We start from the raw sequence: 19215 nt of genomic DNA, 5'->3' as shown, positions 1-19215 counted from the left end.
CCCCGTGAGACCTCGGTCCAAGCTCTGCGCGACATTCACCGTCGTGGAGCTTTCACATGGACACTGAATCACACACACGTCTTCGTTCCGAAAATCGTCGTTGTAAACTCGCCATCCTGTCGCGTGGCGACGCCGCGTCGCGCCGAGAGGCGACCCCACAAAATAGCCGTTTCGTCCGCGTCTTCGAAGCGCTCGCCGCTTCGGGCATCGAGGCCGTTCCCGTCGTTTATGACGAGACATTCGCCGATGCCGTCCGCGACCAATTGCTGACGATGGACGGCGTTCTCGTCTGGGTCGATCCGATCCATCAGGGCAAGACGCGCGCCGCCCTCGATCCGCTGCTGCGCGAGGTCGCGGCGGAGCGACCGTGGGTCAGCGCGCATCCCGACGTCATCCTCAAGATGGGCGTCAAGGACGTGCTGTACCGGACGCGTCACCTGGGCTGGGGCGCCGACACCCATCGATACGCCACGGTCGACGCGTTCCGCGCGGAATTTCCCGCGCGCTTGCGCGCGGGTGGTCCGCGCGTGCTCAAGCAGAACCGCGGCAATGGCGGGCAGGGGGTCTGGAAGGTGGAAACCGTGCCGAACACCGACGCAACGATTCGCGTGCTTCATGCGCTGCGCGGCAGCCAGCCGGAGGAGATGCCGCTGGGCGACTTCATGGCGCGCTGCGAGCAATATTTCGGCTGGGGCGGCTGCATCATCGATCAGGCATTCCAGCCGCGCCTGCCCGAGGGCATGATCCGTTGCTATGTCAGCGGAGCGAAGGTCGCGGGCTTCGGGCACCAATTGATCAAGGCCCTGATCCCGCCGCCCCCGCAAGGCCCGGATTCTTCGGAAGCTCAACCCGGACCGCGCATCATGCACGGTCCCGATGCGCCGCAATTCCAGGCTCTGCGAAGGCTGATGGAGGACGAATGGATCCCGCAAATGATGGCCGCGCTGACGATCGATGAAGCGTCGCTGCCGGTGATCTGGGATGCCGATTTCCTCTACGGCCCACGCGATGCTGATGGCGCCGACACCTACGTGCTCTGCGAGATCAACGCGAGCTCGTGCTTCGCGATTCCCGACGAAGCGCCGGCGGCGATCGCGCAGACGGTCAGGGATCGCATCGGTCGGAACATGGCGAGCGTGAGGTGAGCACGCCCTGCGGGCTTCCTCTCCCGCATCCGCCAAGAGGCTTCGGCGGATAGCAGGGGAGCGAGCCCGCCGCCGATGCTTGAGCCACGCGCGGGCCGATCGGCACCCGGCTTTCCCTGCGCCCTCTGTTCAAGAGAGGGCGGAAAGAAAGACAAAGCTCGGACAAATCATGTCGCGAGAACGCGGAAGTGTGTCACAGACGACGCCACACATTCGGTGTCGTCCCTGCGAAAGCAGGACCCATAACCACCGATGGTCATTGTTGAGCGGTGCTGCAACGACGAGTCACCTCCACAACAACCGCCGCGGCGTATGGGTCCCTGCTTTCGCCGGGACGACGATCGAGAGAGAACCGCGCACACGTTTGCGCCTCTGCCTGTCCGTTGCGGCGCGTCCGCAAACTACTTCGCCCGCATCGCTTCCGGCGTATCCGGCTGCGCGGACGGATGCGCCCTGGCGAACGCGGGCAGCGCCATGGCGGTCTCGTGGATGCGCTTCACGGTCGGCCAGGGCGACAGGCTGATCTGCTGGTTGATCGCCGCCGTGACGTGGCCGACCAGGCAGATGTCGGCAAGGGTGGGCGCATCGCCGTGACAGAACCGGCCGGTCGCGTTGTGGCCGGCGAGGTGGCCCTCGAGCGCCGCCAGGGTCTCGACCGTCCAGTGCCGCCGCCAGGCGTTCTGCTGGCTGTCGCGCAGATCGAGCTCGCGGTCGAGATAGCGCCGCACCCGCGGCGTCAGCAGCGGATGGCCCTCGCAGGCGACGATCAGCGCCAGCCCGCGCACCCGGGCGCGGCCGAGCGCATCCGCCGGCAGCAGCGGCGGGCTCGGGTAGGTCTCGTCGAGCCAGTCGATGATCGCGAGCGACTGGAACAGCACCGTGCCGTCGTCGGTCACCAGCGCCGGCAGCGCCATCTGCGGATTGATCTTGCGATAGGCGTCGGTGCGATGCGCGTCCGCATCGAGATCGACGAAGACGACGTCGGCGGCGACGCCCTTGAGGCTGAGCGCAATCCGCACCCGAAAGCTCGCCAGCGAGCGCCAGAAGGAGAAGAACTGCATGGAGTGCACCCCGCATTTCTTCCCCTCTCCCCTTGTGGGAGAGGGTGGACGCGATGCAAGGCATCGCGGACGGGTGAGGGGTCTGTCTCCGCGGATAGAGACCCCTCATCCGTCGCGGACTTTGTCCGCGACACCTTCTCCCACAAGGGGAGAAGGGAAGAAAGGTCTATCCAGACCTGTAGCCCGGATGAAGCGCAAGCGAAATCCGGGGCCGGTCCGTCGTTCCGTTGCAGTATATCCCGGATTACGCTTCGCTGCATCCGGGCTACGGCACTCCAATACGTCATGCCCGGGCTTGACCCGGGCATCCATCAATCTTCGAAGTGTTTTTGAAGATGGATCGCCGGGTCAAGCCCGGCGATGACACGTGTCGAGGAGGCCTACCCAGCCCCCACCTTCTTCTTGCGCCAGGCGAGATGCACGGCACAGGTGCAGCCCTGCGGATGCGAGGCCAGCTCCGCGTCGTTGGCAGGCGTCGCGGCGGGCGCGATCGCCGATCCCTTGGCGGCGTCCTGCGAGGGGATGTAGTTCAAGACCGGCGCCAGCCAGCGCTCGATCTCGGCGACCGTCATGGCCTTACGCGCGGCGTAGTCCTCGACCTGGTCGCGCTCGATCTTGCCGACGCCGAAGTAGAAGCTTTCGGGATGCGAGAAGTACAGGCCCGAGACCGACGAGCCCGGCCACATCGCAAAGCTCTCGGTCAGCTTCACGCCGGCGGTGTTCTCGGCGTCGAGCAGCGCGAACAGCGTCCGCTTCTCGGTGTGGTCGGGCTGCGCCGGATAGCCGGGCGCCGGGCGGATGCCGTCATATTTCTCGAGGATCAGTTCGTCGGCCGACCACGCCTCGTCGGGCGCATAGGCCCAGAACTCATTGCGCACGCGCTGGTGCATGCGCTCGGCGAAGGCTTCGGCCAGGCGATCGGCCAGCGCCTTGCACAGGATCGAGGAGTAGTCGTCATTGGCGTTCTTGAAGCGGTCGGCGACCGCATCCTCGCCGATCCCCGCGGTGACGACGAAGCCGCCGATATAGTCTGGCACGCCGGACCCGGCAGGCGCGATGAAGTCGGACAGCGCGGCGTTGAAGCGGCCCTCGCGCTTCTCGAGCTGCTGGCGCAGCGTGTGGAAGGTCGCGATCTTCTGCTTCCGCGTCTCGTCGGCATAGACCTCGATGTCGTCGCCGACGGCGTTCGCCGGCCAGAAGCCGACGGTGGCGCGGGCGGTGAACCACTTCTCCTTGATGATGGTGTCCAGCATCTTGCGCGCGTCGGCATAGAGCGAGCGGGCGACCTCGCCGACCTTGGGGTCGTCGAGGATCGCCGGGAAGCGGCCGGTCAGCTCCCAGGTCTGGAAGAACGGCGTCCAGTCGATGTAGTCGGCGAGCTCGGCAAGATCGTAGGCGTCGAAGCTCTTCAGGCCGAAGAAAGCCGGCTTCTTCGGCGGCGCCGCGGCGAAGTCGATCGCGACCTTGTTGGCGCGGGCCTCGCCAAGCTTCAGCCGCTTCTTGTCGGCCTGGGCGCGGAAATGCGCCGTCGAGATTTTTGCGTATTCGGCCCGCACCTCGGCGGCGTAGGCCTGCTTCTTCTCGGCCGACAGCAGCGAGGAAGCGACGCCGACCGCGCGGCTCGCATCGTTGACATGCACGACCGGGCCGCCCGGATAGTTCGGGTCGATCTTCACGGCGGTGTGCACGCGGCTCGTGGTGGCGCCGCCGATCAAAAGCGGCAGATTCATGCCCTGCCGTTGCAGCTCGCCGGCGAGGAAGCTCATCTCGTCGAGCGAGGGCGTGATCAGGCCGGACAGGCCGATGATGTCGGCGCCCTCGGCCTTCGCGGTCTCGATGATCTTGTTGGCGGGCACCATGACGCCGAGGTCGATGACCTCGAAATTGTTGCACTGGAGCACGATGCCGACGATGTTCTTGCCGATGTCGTGGACGTCGCCCTTCACCGTCGCAAGCACGATCTTGCCCGCCGCGTTGCGGCCGCCGGTGATGCCGTTGGCGAGGTTGCGCGCCTTCTCCTCCTCCATGAACGGCATCAGATAGGCGACCGCCTGCTTCATCACGCGGGCCGACTTCACGACCTGCGGCAGGAACATCTTGCCGTCGCCGAACAGGTCGCCGACCACGTTCATGCCGGCCATCAGCGGGCCCTCGATGACGTCGAGCGGACGGGACGCGTTCTGGCGGGCGGCCTCGGTATCCTGCTCGATGAACTCGGTGATGCCGTGCACCAACGCGTGCGACAGCCGCTTCTCGACCGGCCATTCGCGCCAGGCGAGATCGGCTTCCTTGGTCTGCTTCTCCTTGCCGCGGAATTTCTCGGCCAGCGCCAAGAGCCGCTCGGAGGCGCCGGGGTCGCGGTTGAGGATGACGTCCTCGCAGGTCTGGCGCAGCTCGGGGTCGATGTCGTCATAGACGATCATCTGCCCGGCATTGACGATGCCCATGTCCATGCCGGCATGGATGGCGTGATACAGGAACACCGAGTGCATCGCCTCGCGCACCGGCTCGTTGCCGCGGAACGAGAACGACAGGTTGGAGACGCCGCCGGAGATGTGGGCGCCGGGCAGGTTCGCCCGGATCCAGCGCGTCGCCTCGATGAAGTCGACGCCGTAATTGTTGTGCTCCTCGAGGCCGGTCGCGATCGCAAAAATATTCGGATCGAAGATGATGTCCTCGGGCGGGAAGTCGAGCCGGCCGACCAGGATGTCGTAGGCGCGCTTGCTGATCTCGGTCTTGCGCTTGAACGTGTCGGCCTGGCCGGTTTCGTCGAACGCCATCACCACCACGGCGGCGCCGTGGCGCTTGGCGACGGTCGCTTCATGGATGAACTTCTCCTCGCCTTCCTTGAGCGAGATCGAGTTCACGATCGGCTTGCCCTGGATGCATTTCAGGCCGGCCTCGATGACGTGGAATTTCGAGGAATCGACCATCACGGGCACGCGCGCGATGTCGGGCTCGGCGGCGACGAGGTTGAGGAACGTCACCATCGCCGCTTCGGAATCGAGCAGGCCCTCGTCCATGTTGACGTCGATGACCTGGGCGCCGTTCTCGACCTGGTCGCGCGCGACCTGCAGCGCGGCGGTGTAGTCGCCGGCGGTGATCAGCTTGCGGAAGCGCGCCGAGCCGGTGACGTTGGTGCGCTCGCCGACATTCACGAACGGAATGGCGTCGGTCAGCGTGAACGGCTCGAGGCCGGACAGCCTGAGCCGCGGTGCGATCTCGGGCACCACGCGCGGCTTGTGCGGGGCGACGGCCTTGGCGATCGCCGCGATATGGTCGGGCGTGGTGCCGCAGCAGCCGCCGACGATGTTGACGAGCCCGGCGGCGGCGAACTCGCCGATCAGCCGCGCCATGTAGTCCGGCGTCTCGTCATACTGGCCGAATTCGTTGGGCAGGCCGGCGTTCGGGTATGCACACACGAGCGTGTCGGCGACGCGGCCGATATCGGCGATATGCGCGCGCAGATCCTCGGCGCCGAGCGCGCAGTTGAAGCCGATCGTGATCGGCCTTGCGTGCCGCACCGAATGCCAGAACGCCTCCGGCAACTGGCCGGAGAGCAGGCGGCCGGACTTGTCGGTGATGGTGCCGGAAATCATCACGGGCACGTCGATGCCGCGCTCCTCGATGATCTCGGAAATCGCGTACAGCGCCGCCTTGGCGTTCAGCGTGTCGAAGATGGTCTCGACCAGCAGCAGGTCGGCGCCGCCGTCGAGCAGGCCCTTGGCCTGTTCGCCATAGGCCTTGCGCAGATCGTCGAAGGTCACCGCGCGATAGCCGGGATTGGAAACGTCGGGCGAGATCGAGGCGGTGCGGTTGGTCGGGCCGAGTGCGCCGGCGACAAAGCGCGGCTTGCCGTCCTCGGCGCTCACTCGCTCGGCGGCGGTGCGCGCCAGGCGGGCGCCCTGCAGGTTCAGCTCATAGGCGAGGTCCGACATGTCGTAGTCGGCCTGCGCGATCGAGGTCGAGGAGAATGTGTTGGTCGCGACGATGTCGGCGCCGGCGCGCAGATATGCGGCGTGGATGTCCGTGATCGCATCGGGCTGGGTCAGGATCAGCAGATCGTTGTTGCCCTTGATGTCGCGGTGGAAGTCCGCAAAGCGCGCGCCGCGGAACGCGGCTTCGTCGAACTGCAGGCCCTGGATCATCGTGCCCATGGCGCCGTCGAGCACCAGGATGCGCTCGCGGGCAGCCGCGAGCAAAGCGTTACGCTTGGGGGAAACGGGAACGGACATGTGTCAGGCAGCTTTCTGGGCACCGTTCGGCCGGATGCCGAGCAGGTGGCTGATCGCGAACACGAGGTCCGCGCGGTTCATGGTGTAGAAGTGGAAGGTGTCGACGCCGTGCTTGAACAGCTTCTGCACCTGGCCGGCGGCGACCGTGGCGGCGACCAGCTTGCGGGTCTCGGCGTCGTTGTCGAGGCCCTCGAACTTCTCGGCGAGCCAGTCCGGCACGCTGGTGCCGGCGCGCGTCACGAAATTGCGCGCCTGCTTGAAATTGTGCATCGGCATGATGCCCGGCACGATCGGAATCTCGATGCCGCGCGCGCGCACCCGGTCGACATAGCGGTGGTACAGGTCGTTGTCGAAGAACACCTGGGTGATCGCGCGCGTCGCGCCGGCGTCGACCTTGGCCCTCAGCGTGTCGATGTCGGCGTCGAAATCCTTCGCTTCCGGATGCTTCTCGGGATAGGCGGACACCGAGATCTCGATGTCGGCGTGGCGCCTCTTGATCCCGGCGACGAGTTCGGCCGAACTCTGGTAGCCGTCCGGATGGGTGAAGTAGGGCGTGCCGATGCCGCCGGGCGGATCGCCGCGCAGCGCGACGATGTGACGGACGCCGACCTCATGATAGCGGTCGACGATGTCGTCGATCTCGCCGCGCGAGGCGCTGACGCAGGTCAGATGCGCGGCCGGCAGCAGATCGGTCTCGCGCAGGATGCGGGTGATGGTCGAATGGGTGCGCTCGCGGGTCGAGCCGCCGGCGCCGTAGGTGACCGAGACGAAGTTCGGCGTCAGCGGCGCCAGGCGATTGATGGTCTCCCAGAGATTGCGCTCCATCTCCTCGGTCTTCGGCGGGAAGAACTCGAAGGAGATTTTCGGCGCCTTGGCCGCACGCGGTGCGTTCGGCACAGAGGAAATGGTCTCGGTCATGATACGCAAGGGCTCCGCAACTGGAGGGCAGACGTCCGGCCTGGATATGAAGGCCCTAAGATAAGCCAAACGCGTTGGATCAAACAGCCCATCGGATATGGGAAATTGCCCATTCGTGGCACAGATTCGGCAAAAATTGACTATCTGGAACGTTCGGTGGGCAGTCCGCCGACTTCGCCGAAAATGATATTAACATATTGAAAAATATAAATAAATGGAATAATTTGTAATTGATTGGAGAGTGAAATCGATTGTGGGTAGTGTGGTACAATGATGAATCATTGCATATCGTCCCAAAATCGACGGCTGCCGGCGCCGGCGTTCCGCCGCGGGACTGGTCTGCGCGGCCGGGGCCTTTGTCGCCTCGTGGCGCCACACTAGGTTGACGGCCATGATTCCGCTCTCCGTTCTCGACCTGTCCGTCGTCACCACCGGCACCAGGCCGGCTGCGGCGCTCCGCAACAGCATCGACCTGGCACGCCATGTCGATGGCCTCGGCTACGTCCGCTACTGGCTCGCCGAGCACCACAACCTCGCTTCAGTCGCGAGCCCCGCGCCTGATCTGATGATCGGGCAGATCGCGGCGGTGACGGAGCATATCCGTGTCGGCTCCGGCGGCGTGATGCTGCCCAACCACGCGCCGCTGGTCGTCGCCGAGCGCTTCAAGATGCTGGAGGCGCTGTTTCCCGGCCGCATCGATCTCGGCCTCGGCCGCGCGCCCGGCACCGACGGCGCCACCGCCTACGCACTGCGCAGCCGGCTCGATCGCCGCGAAGGCGATGATTTCCTCGAGCGGCTGCACGAGCTGACCTTGTGGGAGACGCGCGATTTCCCGCCCGGCCATCCCTACAACAATGTGGTGGCGATGCCGGATGATTCGCCGCTGCCGCCGATCTGGTTGCTCGGCTCGAGCGACTATTCCGCCGAACTCGCGGCCCAGGTCGGGATGGGCTTTGCATTCGCGCATCATTTTGCCACTCACGATGCAATTGCGGCGATGACGAACTACCGCGCGCATTTCAAGCCGTCGGGCTGGCGTGCGACGCCGCAGGCGATTCTGGCGGTTGCGGTTGTTGCGGCGGAGACCGACGCTGGAGCCGAGCGGCTTGCGCTGTCGATGGATCTCAACCGGCTGCGCCGCGACCGCGGCCAGTATCTGCCGCTGCCGAGCGTCGAGGAGGCAGAGGCCTATCCCTACACCGACGCCGAGCGCGCCTCGATCGCGCGCAACCGCGCCCGCCTCTTCGTCGGCAGCCCCGCAACCGTGATGACGAAGCTGGAGCCGCTGATCGCGGCGACCCAGGCCGACGAACTGATGGTGATATCAGCGGTCTACGACCATGCCGCGCGGAAGAAGTCGTACAGCCTGCTCGCCGAGGCGTTCGGGCTTGCGAAGACGGCGGCGGCTTGACCCCGTCATTCCGGGGCGATGCGCAGCATCGAACCCGGAATCTCGAGATTCCGGGTTCACGCTTCGCGTGCCCCGGAATGACTGCGTCAGTCCTGCGTCTCGCTGAAGGTGGCGCGGAACGGATGGCCGGGATAGACGCCGACGATGCGGAATTCGCGCGAGAAGAATTTCAATTCCTCGATCGCGAACGCGAGGCCGCGGTCATCGGGGTGACCGTCGACATCGGCATAGAATTGCGTGGCGAAGAAATTGCCGTCGACCATGTAGCTTTCGAGCTTGGTCATGTTGACGCCGTTGGTGGCAAAGCCACCCAGCGCCTTGTACAGCGCGGCGGGCAAATTGCGCACCCGGAACACAAAAGTCGTGACCAGCGGCCCCGAACCCTGCGTGGCCCATTTGGCCTCGCGCGCCAGCACCACGAAGCGGGTGGTGTTGTGGGCCTCGTCCTCGATGTCCTCGGCGAGAATGTCGAGGCCGTAGATATCGGCGGCGAGGCGGGAGGCGATCGCCGCCACGCTCTTGTCGCCGCGCTCGGAGATGTCGCGGGCGCTGCCGGCAGTGTCGGCGGCGACGATCGGCTTGATGCCGAGCTTGCGGATGACGCGTCGGCACTGGCCGAGCGCGTGGACATGGCTCTCCACGCTCTTGATGTCAGCGAGCTTGGTGCCCTTGATCGCCATCAGCTGGTGGCGGATCGGCAAGAACCATTCGCCGACGATGAACAGGCCCGAGGCGGGCAAGAGATGGTGGATGTCGGCGACGCGGCCGGCGACCGAATTCTCGATCGGGATCATGCCGAGATCGGCCTCGCCCGAGGAAATCGCGGCCAGCGCGTCCTCGAAGGTCGGGCAGGGCATCGGCTCGGCGTCGGGATAGGCCTCGACGATCGCGATATGCGAATTGGCGCCAGGTTCGCCCTGGAATGCGATTTTCAGCTTCTTGGTCATGGGTGGCCTTTTACCAGCCGGTCAGGCTTTGGAAAGTATTCTGCGGGCGGTTTCGAGATCGGCCGGGGTGTCGACGCCGCGCGGGACGGTATCGACGATGGTGACGTCGATCCGCATCCCGGCCTCCAGCGCGCGGAGCTGCTCGAGCTTTTCCTGCTGTTCCAGCGGCGAGGGCGGCAGCGCCACGAACCGCTCCAGCGCGGCGCGGCGGTAGGCGTAGAGGCCGATATGATGGTAGCGCGGCCCGTCGCCATAAGGCGCGGTGGCGCGGGTGAAATACAGCGCGCGCAACCGGTTCGGCCCGATCGGCGAGCCGACTGCCTTGACGACGCTGGGGGCCTGATCCTCTTCCTCGGTATGGATGCGCGAGGCCAGGGTCGAAATGTCGACCGCGGGATCGTCGAGCGCCGGCATCACGCTGCGGATGGTCTCGGGGCTGATGGTCGGGAAATCGCCCTGCAGATTGACCACGATCTCGGCATGGCCCGCCGGGTCGAGGGTCGTCATCGCTTCATAAATCCGGTCCGAGCCGGACGGATGGTCGGGACGGGTCATCACGACCTCGCCGCCGGCAGCCTTCACCGCTGCAGCGATCTCGGCCGTGTCGGTCGCAACCGCAACCCGGCCGATGCCCGCCGCCTCGGCCCGCCGCAGCACATGGACGATCATCGGCACGCCGGCGATCTCGAGCAGCGGCTTTCCCGGAAGGCGAGTGGCGGCCATGCGGGCCGGAATCAGCACCAAGGTACGGGGTTGGGTCATTCGTGTCGGGGCCCGTCCGGCCTGCGGAAATTGCCGGGGAGGAGGTTGAATTCGGCGCGTTTATACGGGTTGCCAGAGCGCGGGCAAACCGATATCTCAACCCTGCTTGGGGCGGTGCGATAAGGCCGATTCCCAGGTCTTTCCCCGCGGCCGTATTCCCGGCCTGAAGTCGACATTCAAGGCCCGGAGCCTGACCCAAAATGGACTCCTTCGAACTCAACAAAATCCTCGGTGCGGTTCTCGGCACCTGCATCGTCGTCCTGGTGATGAGCTTTGCCGCCAGCGCGAAATTCGCGCCGAAGCTGCCGGAGAAGCCGGGTTTTGAGATCGCTGTGAAAGAAGAGTCCCATGGCGCTGGCGGCGAGGCCGCTGCGGCCGCATCCGAGCCGATCGAGAAGCTGCTGCAGACCGCGTCCGTCGAGAAGGGCGCGGCGGCCGCCAAGAAGTGCCAGGCCTGCCACACATTCGAGAAGGGCGGTCCCAACCGCGTCGGTCCGAACCTGTTCGGCGTCGTCGGCGAGAAGAAGGGCGAGGGCCGTGGCTTCAATTTCTCGGCCGCGATGAAGGGCAAGGGCGGCGAATGGTCGTTCGACGACCTCAACAAGTTCCTGACCAACCCGAAGGGCTTCATCCCGGGCACCGCGATGGGCTTTGCCGGCGTGCCGAAGGACAGCGAGCGCGCCGACATCATCGCCTATCTGAATTCGAACTCGGAGCACCCGGCTCCGCTCCCGACCGCCTCGAAGTAACGATTTGCTTCGCGCAAGCATGCGGATGAAACGGCCAGGCATTGCCTGGCCGTTTTCGCATGGGGAATCCGCTGTCGCGGGGTTGTTATCGGGACGTTTCGCCGCACCGATATTGTTCCCGGGCCAATATCATGAGGAAAAAGCAACGTAATTTGTCGAACCGTTGCCTTATATTGGGTCCCATGTAAGCGGGGCCGCGAGCAGGAAGACCGAATTTGGCGATCACCCGACGACACCTCCTTCAAGGCAGCGCACTGGCGGCAATGGCTCCGGCGCTCGGACTCACCCCCGGCCTGTCGGCGATCACGCCGGCCTTCGCCAACGAAGCCCCCAACGGGCTGAAATGGCGGCACGGCCTCTCGACCTACGGCGAAATCAAATATCCCGCCGACTTCAAGCGCTACGACTACGTCAAGCCGGACGCGCCGAAGGGCGGCGTGGTGCGGCTGTTCCAGCCAGGCACCTATGATAGCTTCAACCTGGTCGTTGCGGGGTTGAAGGGCACGGTCGCCTCTTCCGTCACCCGCATCTACGATTCGCTGATGGAGGCCTCGCTCGACGAGCCCGATACGTATTACGGCGAGCTCGCCGAGGCTGCAGCCTTCCCCGACGATTTCTCCTACGTGATCTACCGCCTGCGGCCCGGCTCACGCTGGCACGACGGCAAGCCGGTCACGCCGGAGGACGTGATCTTCTCGTTCGAGGCGTGGAAGGCGAACAGCCCGATGTTCAGCGCCTACTACCGGCACATCGAAAAGGCCGAGAAGGTCGGCGATCGCGACATCAAGTTCACCTTCGACAGCCCGGGCAACCGCGAGTTGCCGATGATCACCGGTCAGCTCGTCATCCTGCCCAAGCATTGGTGGGAAGGCACCGACGCGCAGGGCAAGAAGCGTGACATCACCGCGAGCACGCTGGAGCCGCCGCTTGGCTCGGGTCCCTACCGGATCAAGGAGTTCGTTGCCGGACGATCGGTGGTGCTCGAGCGCGTCAAGGACTACTGGGGCAAGGATATTCCGATCGCGATCGGACAGAACAATTTCGACGAGCTGCGCTACGAATATTTCCGCGACGACACCGTCGCGCGCGAGGCGCTGAAGGCCGACCAGTTCGATTGGTACGGCGAGCGCAGCGCAAAGGAGTGGGCGTCGGCCTACGACGTTCCGCCGGTGCGTGAGAAGCGGCTGCTCAAGGAGCTCTTCACCGTCCGCAATCAAGGCCGGATGCAGGGCTGGGTGTTCAACCTGAGGCGCCCGAAATTCGCCGACCCCAGACTGCGACGCGCCTTCAACTATGCGTTCGATTTCGAAGAGATGAACCGCGTGCTTTCGACCGGCGACTATCATCGCGATTCAAGCTATTTCGACGGCATCCCCGATTTGATGGCGACCGGCCTGCCGGAAGGCAAGGAGCTCGAGATCCTGGAGACAGTGCGCGACAAGGTGCCGCCGGAAGTTTTCACGACGCCCTATAAGGATCCGGTCGGCGGCACACCGGAAAACGTGCGCGCCAATCTGCGCGAGGCGACGCGGCTGTTGAAGGAAGCCGGCTTCGAGATTCGCGACCGCAAACTGGTGGATTCCTCAGGTCAGCCGTTCACGGTCGAGATACTCGGCAACAGCGGCGATTCCGGTATGGAGCGGATTGCACTGTTCTACAAGCCGAGCCTGGAGCGCCTCGGCATCACCGTCAACCTGCGCGCCGTCGACACGGTGCAGTACCAGAACCGGGTGCGCGATTTCGATTTCGAGATGGTCACCCAGGTGTGGGGACAATCGATCTCTCCCGGCAACGAGCAACGCGACAATTTCGGCTCACAGGCTGCCGATCGTCCGGGCTCGAACAATCTCCCCGGCATCAAGAATCCGGCCGTCGACGCCATCATCGAGCGCATCATCTTCGCCAACAGCCGCGCCGATCAGATCGCCGCCGCCAAGGCGCTGGATCGGGTCTTGCTCTGGAACTTCTATTGCGTTCCACACTTCAATTACGACAAGCAGCGCTATGTGTACTGGGATCGCTTCAGCCATCCCGACCCGCTGCCGAAATACGGTGTTTCGGGATTCCCAAATCTTTGGTGGTACGACGCCGACAAGGCGGGCAAGCTCAAGCGTTCATAAAGCTCAAGGATCCGCGCATGGCGCTATTCTCCCGTCGGCACGCACTCGGTCTCGGCATCGGTGCGTTGAGTGCTGCAGGCTTGCGTGCTGCGCCGGCAGTGGCCGACAACGGAACCGAGATGCACGGCATGTCGGTGTTCGGCGACCTGAAATATCCGGCGGATTTCAAGATCTTCGACTACGTCAATCCGAAGGCGCCGAAGGGCGGGGCGTTCTCAATGATCCCCTCGACCCGTGCCTACAACCAGTCCTTCTTTACGTTCAGTTCGTTCAACGCGTTCATCCTCAAGGGTGAAGGCGCGAAGGGCATGGAGATGACCTTCGATTCGTTGATGGCACGCGCGGGTGATGAGCCTGACGCGATGTACGGCCTGGCCGCAAGATCGGTCTCGATTTCTCCCGACAAGCTCACCTACCGCTTCACGATGCGGCCCGAGGCTCGCTTTCACGACGGCTCGAAGCTGACTGCGCAGGATGTCGCGTTCTCGCTCAATACGCTGAAGGAGAAGGGGCATCCGTTGATCGTGGTGCAACTGCGCGATTTCGTGAAGGCCGAGGCGCCCGACGACGGCACCGTGATCGTGACCTTCGCGCCTAATCGCGCGCGCGACGTGCCGCTTTATGTTGCGGGTCTGCCGATCTTCTCGAAGGCCTATTACGCGAAGCGGCAGTTTGATGAGTCCACGCTCGAAGTTCCGCTGGGCTCTGGGCCGTACATGGTCGGCAAGTTCGAGGTCAATCGTTACGTCGAGTATAACCGCCTCAAGGATTGGTGGGCAGCCGACTTGCCGGTCAATCGCGGCAGTTACAATTTCGACACCGTGCGCTACGAGTTCTACCGTGATCGCGATGTCGCGTTCGAAGGCTTCACAGGCAAAAATTATCTGTTTCGCGAGGAATTCACGTCCCGTGTCTGGGCGACGCGGTACGATTTCCCGGCTATCAAGGACGGGCGGGTCAAGCGCGAGACATTGCCGGACGAAACACCGTCCGGTGGGCAGGGTTGGTTCATTAACACCCGTCTCGACAAGTTCAAAGACCAGCGCGTTCGCGAAGCGCTAATTTATGCCTTCGATTTCGAATGGACCAACAAGACCATCATGTACGACGCTTACGCGCGCAGCGTCTCGCCTTTCCAGAATTCGGACATGGTGGCTAGTGGACTACCTTCGCCCGAGGAATTGAAACTGCTCGAACCATTCCGCGGCCAAGTGCCGGATGAGGTGTTCGGCGAGCCCTTTGTGCCGCCGGTGTCGGATGGATCGGGACAGGACCGCGCACTGCTGCGAAAGGCGACGCAGTTGCTCAACGATGCAGGATGCGTCGTCAAGGATGGCAAGCGGCGATTGCCTAACGGCGACCCGCTTACGATCGAGTTCCTGCTAGATGAGCCGACTTTCCAGCCGCATCACGCCAGCTTCATCAAGAATCTCAAGCCGCTTGGCATCGATGCCAACATCAGGCAGATCGACGCAGTGCAGTATCGTGCGCGTGTTGAGGCTTTCGATTTTGAGGTGACGACCCAGCGTATATCCATGTCGGCGACGCCGGGTGACAGCCTGAGGCCGTACTTCTCGTCCCAGGCTGCGACCACCAAGGGCTCCTACAATCTGGCGGGCGTTGCCAACCCGGCGATCGACGCATTGATCGAAAAAGCTATCGCTGCCGAGACGCGGGCGGACTTAACCTTTGCCTGCCGCGCGCTCGATCGCGTCTTCCGTGCCGGCCGCTATTGGGTGCCGCAATGGTATTCTAACAAGCACCGTGTCGCCTATTGGGACCAGTTCGGGCATCCGGAGAAGCCGGCGAAATATGCGGGCGTCGGCGCCCCGGAGAACTGGTGGTATGATGCGGCCAAGGCCGCGAAGCTCGAGCAGGCGAAGTAGCCGATGAGCGCCTATATCGCCCGACGTATCTTCCTGATGCTGCCGACGCTGCTTGGCATCCTGTTCGTCTCCTTCGTGGTCGTGCAGTTTGCCCCCGGCGGTCCGGTCGAGCGGGTCATCGCGCAGATCAACGGCGCCGACACCGGCGGCACGTCGCGCGTGTCGGGAGGCGGCGGCGATTTCGGCGCGCAGCGCGGCCAGGGCGCGGGCGCAGGCGCGGCCATCAATTCGAAATACCGCGGCGCGCAGGGGCTCGACCCAGATTTCATCAAGAAGCTCGAGGTGCAGTTCGGCTTCGACAAGCCGGCGCCCGAGCGGTTCGCGTTGATGGTCTGGAATTTCGCGCGGTTCGATTTCGGCAACAGCTATTTCCGCAGTGTCAGCGTGCTGCAACTGATCAAGGAGAAGCTGCCGGTCTCGATGTCGCTCGGCATCTGGATGACGCTGCTGACCTATCTTATCTCGATCCCGCTCGGCATCCGCAAGGCGGTGCAGGACGGCTCGCGGTTCGATACCTGGACCTCGGCGGTGATCATCATCGGCTTTGCGATCCCGGGCTTCCTGTTCGCGATCCTCCTGATCGTGCTGTTTGCCGGCGGCTCGTTCCTCAACATCTTCCCGCTGCGCGGCCTGACCTCGGACGGCTGGTCGCAATTCCCCTGGTACTGGAAGATCATCGATTATTTCTGGCACCTGACGCTGCCGCTGATATCGATGGCGCTCGGCGCCTTCGCCACCATGACCCTGCTGACCAAGAACTCGTTCCTCGACGAGATCCGCAAGCAATATGTGATGACCGCGCGCGCCAAGGGTTGCAGCGAGCGCCAGGTGCTGTATGGCCACATCTTCCGCAACGCCATGCTGATCGTGATCGCCGGCTTTCCGGGCGCGTTCATCCACGCGTTCTTCTCCGGCTCGCTGCTGATCGAAACCATCTTCTCGCTCGACGGGCTCGGCCTGCTTGGCTTCGAGAGCGTGTTGAACCGCGACTATCCGGTGGTGTTCGGGACGCTGTTCATCTTCTCGCTGGTCGGACTGGTGGTCAATCTGCTCTCCGATCTCGCCTATATGTGGATCGATCCCCGGATCGACTTTGAAGCGCGGGAGGTCTGATGACGATGCTCGCGCCCCAACCGGTCGAGACCTCGACGCAATCGCCGCTCGGCGAGGCGGTGCCCGCCACGCACCACGGCTTTTCGCCGTCGCCGCTGAACAGGCGGCGCTGGCAGAACTTCAAGGCCAATCGCCGCGGCTACTGGTCGTTCTGGATCTTCCTCGTGCTGTTCGTGGCGTCGCTGTTCGCCAATTTCATCGCCAACGACAAGCCGCTGGTCGTCAAATATGACGGCCGTCTCTACTGGCCGGTGATCTTCACCTATGCTGAGACCACCTTCGGCGGCGACTTCGAGACCGCGGCCGATTATCGCGATCCCTATTTGCAGAAGCAGATCGCCGCCAAGGGCGGCAGCATGATCTGGCCGCCGATCCGTTACTCCTACGACAGCCGCAACCTCGACCCGCCGACGGCGGTGCCGTCGAAGCCGACCTGGCTGTTGACCGAAGAGCAGTGCAAGGACGTGGTGAAGCGCAAGGGCCTGACCGGCTGCCGCGACCTCGAATACAACTGGCTCGGCACCGACGATCAGGGCCGCGACGTGGTCGCGCGGCTGATCTACGGCTTCCGCATCTCGGTGCTGTTCGGGCTGACGCTGACCATCCTGTCCTCGATCATCGGCATCGCCGCGGGCGGCGTGCAGGGCTATTTCGGCGGCTGGACCGATCTCATCTTCCAGCGGCTGATCGAGATCTGGACCGCGATCCCCTCGCTCTATCTGCTGTTGATCATCTCGGCGGTGCTGCCGCCGGGCTTCTTCATCCTGCTCGGCATCCTCCTGCTATTCTCGTGGGTCTCGCTGGTCGGGCTGGTGCGCGCCGAGTTCCTGCGCGGCCGCAATTTCGAATACATCCAGGCGGCGCGCGCGCTCGGCGTCTCCAACGGCGTGATCATGTTCCGCCACCTGCTGCCGAACGCGATGGTCGCGACCATGACCTTCCTGCCCTTCATCGTCTCGTCCTCGGTGATGACGCTGACGGCGCTGGATTTCCTCGGCTTCGGCCTGCCGCCCGGCTCGCCTTCGCTCGGCGAGTTGCTGTCGCAGGGCAAGGCCAATGTGCAGGCGCCGTGGCTCGGCCTCACCGGCTTCTTCTCGGTCGCGATCATGCTGTCGCTCCTGATCTTCATCGGCGAAGCCGCGCGCGACGCCTTCGATCCACGCAAGACGTTCTCGAAGGGCTGAGGCATGGACGCGATCAACCAGCCTTTGCTCGATGTCCGCGACCTCTCGGTCGCTTTCGGCCGCTCGCTTGCGGTCGACGGCATCTCGTTCTCGATCAAGCGCGGCGAGTGCGTCGCGCTGGTCGGCGAATCCGGTTCGGGAAAATCCGTCAGCGCGCTGTCGGTGCTGAAGCTGCTGCCCTATCCGACGGCATCGCATCCCTCAGGCGCGATCCGTTTCCGCGGCCGCGACCTCCTGACCGCGTCCGATCGGGAGATGCGCGAGGTTCGCGGCAACGACATCTCGATCATCTTCCAGGAGCCCATGACCTCGCTCAATCCGCTCCAGACCATCGAGACCCAGATCGGCGAGATACTGTCGCTGCACAGGGGCGTCAGTGGCGCGGCGGCGCGGGCGCGGACGCTGGAGCTATTGGGCCAGGTCGGCATCCCCGAGCCGGAGACCCGGCTCAAGAGCTATCCGCATCAATTGTCCGGTGGCCAGCGCCAGCGCGTGATGATCGCGATGGCGCTCGCCAACGAGCCCGATCTGTTGATCGCGGACGAGCCGACCACCGCGCTCGACGTCACCGTGCAGGCGCAGATCCTGGCGCTGCTGGCCGAGATCCGCGCGCGGCTCGGCATGAGCCTGTTGTTCATCACCCACGATCTAGGCATCGTCCGCCGCATCGCCGACACGGTCTGCGTGATGAACAACGGCAAGATCGTCGAGCAGGGGCCGGTCGAGCAGGTCTTCACCGCGCCGAAGCACGCCTATACCCAGGCGCTGCTCGCGGCCGAGCCGAAGCCCGATCCGGCGCCGCCGCAGCCGGGCGCAGCGGTCGTGATGTCGGCGGACAATCTCAAGGTCTGGTTTCCGATCAAGCGCGGGCTGTTGCGCTCGACCGTCGGCCACATCAAGGCGGTCGATGGCGTCAGCCTCGCGGTGCGCAAGGGCGAGACCCTCGGCGTGGTCGGCGAATCCGGCTCCGGCAAGACCACGCTCGGGCTCGCGCTGCTCCGGCTGATTTCGTCCGATGGTCCGATCGTGTTCCTCGGCAACGACATCCAGGGCCTGCGCTTCAAGCAGATGCGGCCGTTCCGCCGCGATATGCAGATCGTGTTCCAGGACCCGTTCGGCTCGCTCAGCCCGCGCATGTCGGTGGCCGACATCATTGCCGAGGGCCTTGAGGTGCATCAGAAGCAGCTGTCGCGCGAGGAGCGCGAGGCGCGGGTGATCAAGGCAATGAAGGATGTCGGGCTCGATCCCGACTGGCGCTTCCGCTATCCGCACGAATTCTCCGGCGGCCAGCGCCAGCGCATCTCGATCGCGCGCGCGGTCGTGCTGGAGCCGAACTTCGTCGTGCTGGACGAGCCGACCAGCGCGCTCGACATGCTGCTGCAGGCCCAGATGGTCGACCTGTTGCGCGACCTGCAGCGCAAGCGCGACCTCACCTACATGTTCATCTCGCACGATCTGCGCGTGGTCGCCTCGCTGGCGAGCCATCTGATCGTGATGAAATCGGGCAAGGTGGAGGAGGAGGGACCGGCCTCCGAGCTGTTCAAGAATCCGAAGAGCGACTACACCCGCGCGCTGTTCGCCGCCGCATTCCGCATCGAAGCGGCCGGCGACGGTGCAGTGGCGACGTAGCGAGCTTCGTAGGATGGGTCGAGCGCAGCGAAACCCATCATTGCTCCGCGCGGTA

At 64.4% G+C, this 19215-nt stretch carries 13 protein-coding genes; 8 read left to right on the top strand and 5 right to left on the bottom strand.

The genetic code is table 11. The features are described from left to right. The first annotated feature begins 56 nt into the window (after window positions 1-56). Window positions 57-1145, top strand: coding sequence for a Cj0069 family protein (locus QA635_RS38345; protein WP_283065035.1), 1089 nt, complete (start codon window positions 57-59; stop codon window positions 1143-1145). A 401-nt stretch (window positions 1146-1546) separates the two neighbouring features. On the opposite strand, the gene maiA is transcribed toward QA635_RS38345, so the two are convergent. From maiA to metF, 3 genes are all read right to left on the bottom strand, one after another. Continuing rightward, complete coding sequence (maiA, locus tag QA635_RS38340) at window positions 1547-2206, bottom strand: maleylacetoacetate isomerase (RefSeq protein WP_283065034.1); 660 nt, start codon at window positions 2204-2206, stop codon at window positions 1547-1549. A 380-nt stretch (window positions 2207-2586) separates the two neighbouring features. Then, window positions 2587-6441: a methionine synthase gene (gene metH, locus QA635_RS38335; protein ID WP_283065033.1), complete on the bottom strand. Its 3855-nt coding sequence runs from the start codon at window positions 6439-6441 to the stop codon at window positions 2587-2589. A 3-nt stretch (window positions 6442-6444) separates the two neighbouring features. Then, complete coding sequence (metF, locus tag QA635_RS38330) at window positions 6445-7359, bottom strand: methylenetetrahydrofolate reductase [NAD(P)H] (RefSeq protein WP_283065032.1); 915 nt, start codon at window positions 7357-7359, stop codon at window positions 6445-6447. A 391-nt stretch (window positions 7360-7750) separates the two neighbouring features. On the opposite strand from metF, the gene QA635_RS38325 reads away from it, so the two are divergent. Beyond that, window positions 7751-8770, top strand: coding sequence for an LLM class flavin-dependent oxidoreductase (locus QA635_RS38325; protein WP_283065031.1), 1020 nt, complete (start codon window positions 7751-7753; stop codon window positions 8768-8770). A gap of 86 nt (window positions 8771-8856) precedes the next feature. Here QA635_RS38325 and QA635_RS38320 read toward each other — a convergent pair whose 3' ends face one another. Both QA635_RS38320 and QA635_RS38315 read right to left on the bottom strand, forming a co-directional pair. Beyond that, window positions 8857-9717, bottom strand: a complete 861-nt coding sequence (locus tag QA635_RS38320) for a prephenate dehydratase (RefSeq protein ID WP_092086664.1) — start codon at window positions 9715-9717, stop codon at window positions 8857-8859. A gap of 21 nt (window positions 9718-9738) precedes the next feature. Further along, window positions 9739-10479, bottom strand: a complete 741-nt coding sequence (locus QA635_RS38315) for a 3-deoxy-manno-octulosonate cytidylyltransferase (RefSeq protein WP_283065030.1) — start codon at window positions 10477-10479, stop codon at window positions 9739-9741. A gap of 200 nt (window positions 10480-10679) precedes the next feature. Between QA635_RS38315 and QA635_RS38310 the strand changes: the two genes are divergently transcribed. From QA635_RS38310 to QA635_RS38285, 6 genes are all read left to right on the top strand, one after another. After that, the gene (locus QA635_RS38310; RefSeq protein ID WP_283065029.1) at window positions 10680-11228 is read left to right on the top strand and encodes a c-type cytochrome; all 549 of its coding nucleotides are present in this window, start codon (window positions 10680-10682) and stop codon (window positions 11226-11228) included. Between the two features lie 263 nt (window positions 11229-11491). Beyond that, the gene (locus QA635_RS38305; protein WP_283072072.1) at window positions 11492-13348 is read left to right on the top strand and encodes an extracellular solute-binding protein; all 1857 of its coding nucleotides are present in this window, start codon (window positions 11492-11494) and stop codon (window positions 13346-13348) included. 17 nt (window positions 13349-13365) lie between these two features. Then, window positions 13366-15234 (top strand): extracellular solute-binding protein, encoded by a 1869-nt coding sequence (locus QA635_RS38300; protein ID WP_283072070.1) that lies wholly within the window; start codon window positions 13366-13368, stop codon window positions 15232-15234. 3 nt (window positions 15235-15237) lie between these two features. Further along, window positions 15238-16347: a microcin C ABC transporter permease YejB gene (locus QA635_RS38295; protein ID WP_283065028.1), complete on the top strand. Its 1110-nt coding sequence runs from the start codon at window positions 15238-15240 to the stop codon at window positions 16345-16347. Further along, the gene (locus QA635_RS38290) at window positions 16347-17531 is read left to right on the top strand and encodes an ABC transporter permease (RefSeq protein WP_028334665.1); all 1185 of its coding nucleotides are present in this window, start codon (window positions 16347-16349) and stop codon (window positions 17529-17531) included. Before QA635_RS38295 ends, QA635_RS38290 begins: the two co-directional genes overlap by 1 nt. Before the next feature lie 3 nt (window positions 17532-17534). Next, complete coding sequence (locus QA635_RS38285) at window positions 17535-19160, top strand: ABC transporter ATP-binding protein (protein WP_283065027.1); 1626 nt, start codon at window positions 17535-17537, stop codon at window positions 19158-19160. Window positions 19161-19215: the final 55 nt, after the last annotated feature.

This window comes from Bradyrhizobium brasilense (genome assembly GCF_029714345.1).
In the GTDB taxonomy this organism is placed as follows: domain Bacteria; phylum Pseudomonadota; class Alphaproteobacteria; order Rhizobiales; family Xanthobacteraceae; genus Bradyrhizobium; species Bradyrhizobium australafricanum.
The sequence above is the reverse complement of the archived record's forward strand: the minus strand, read 5'-3'. Positions and strand labels throughout refer to the sequence as shown.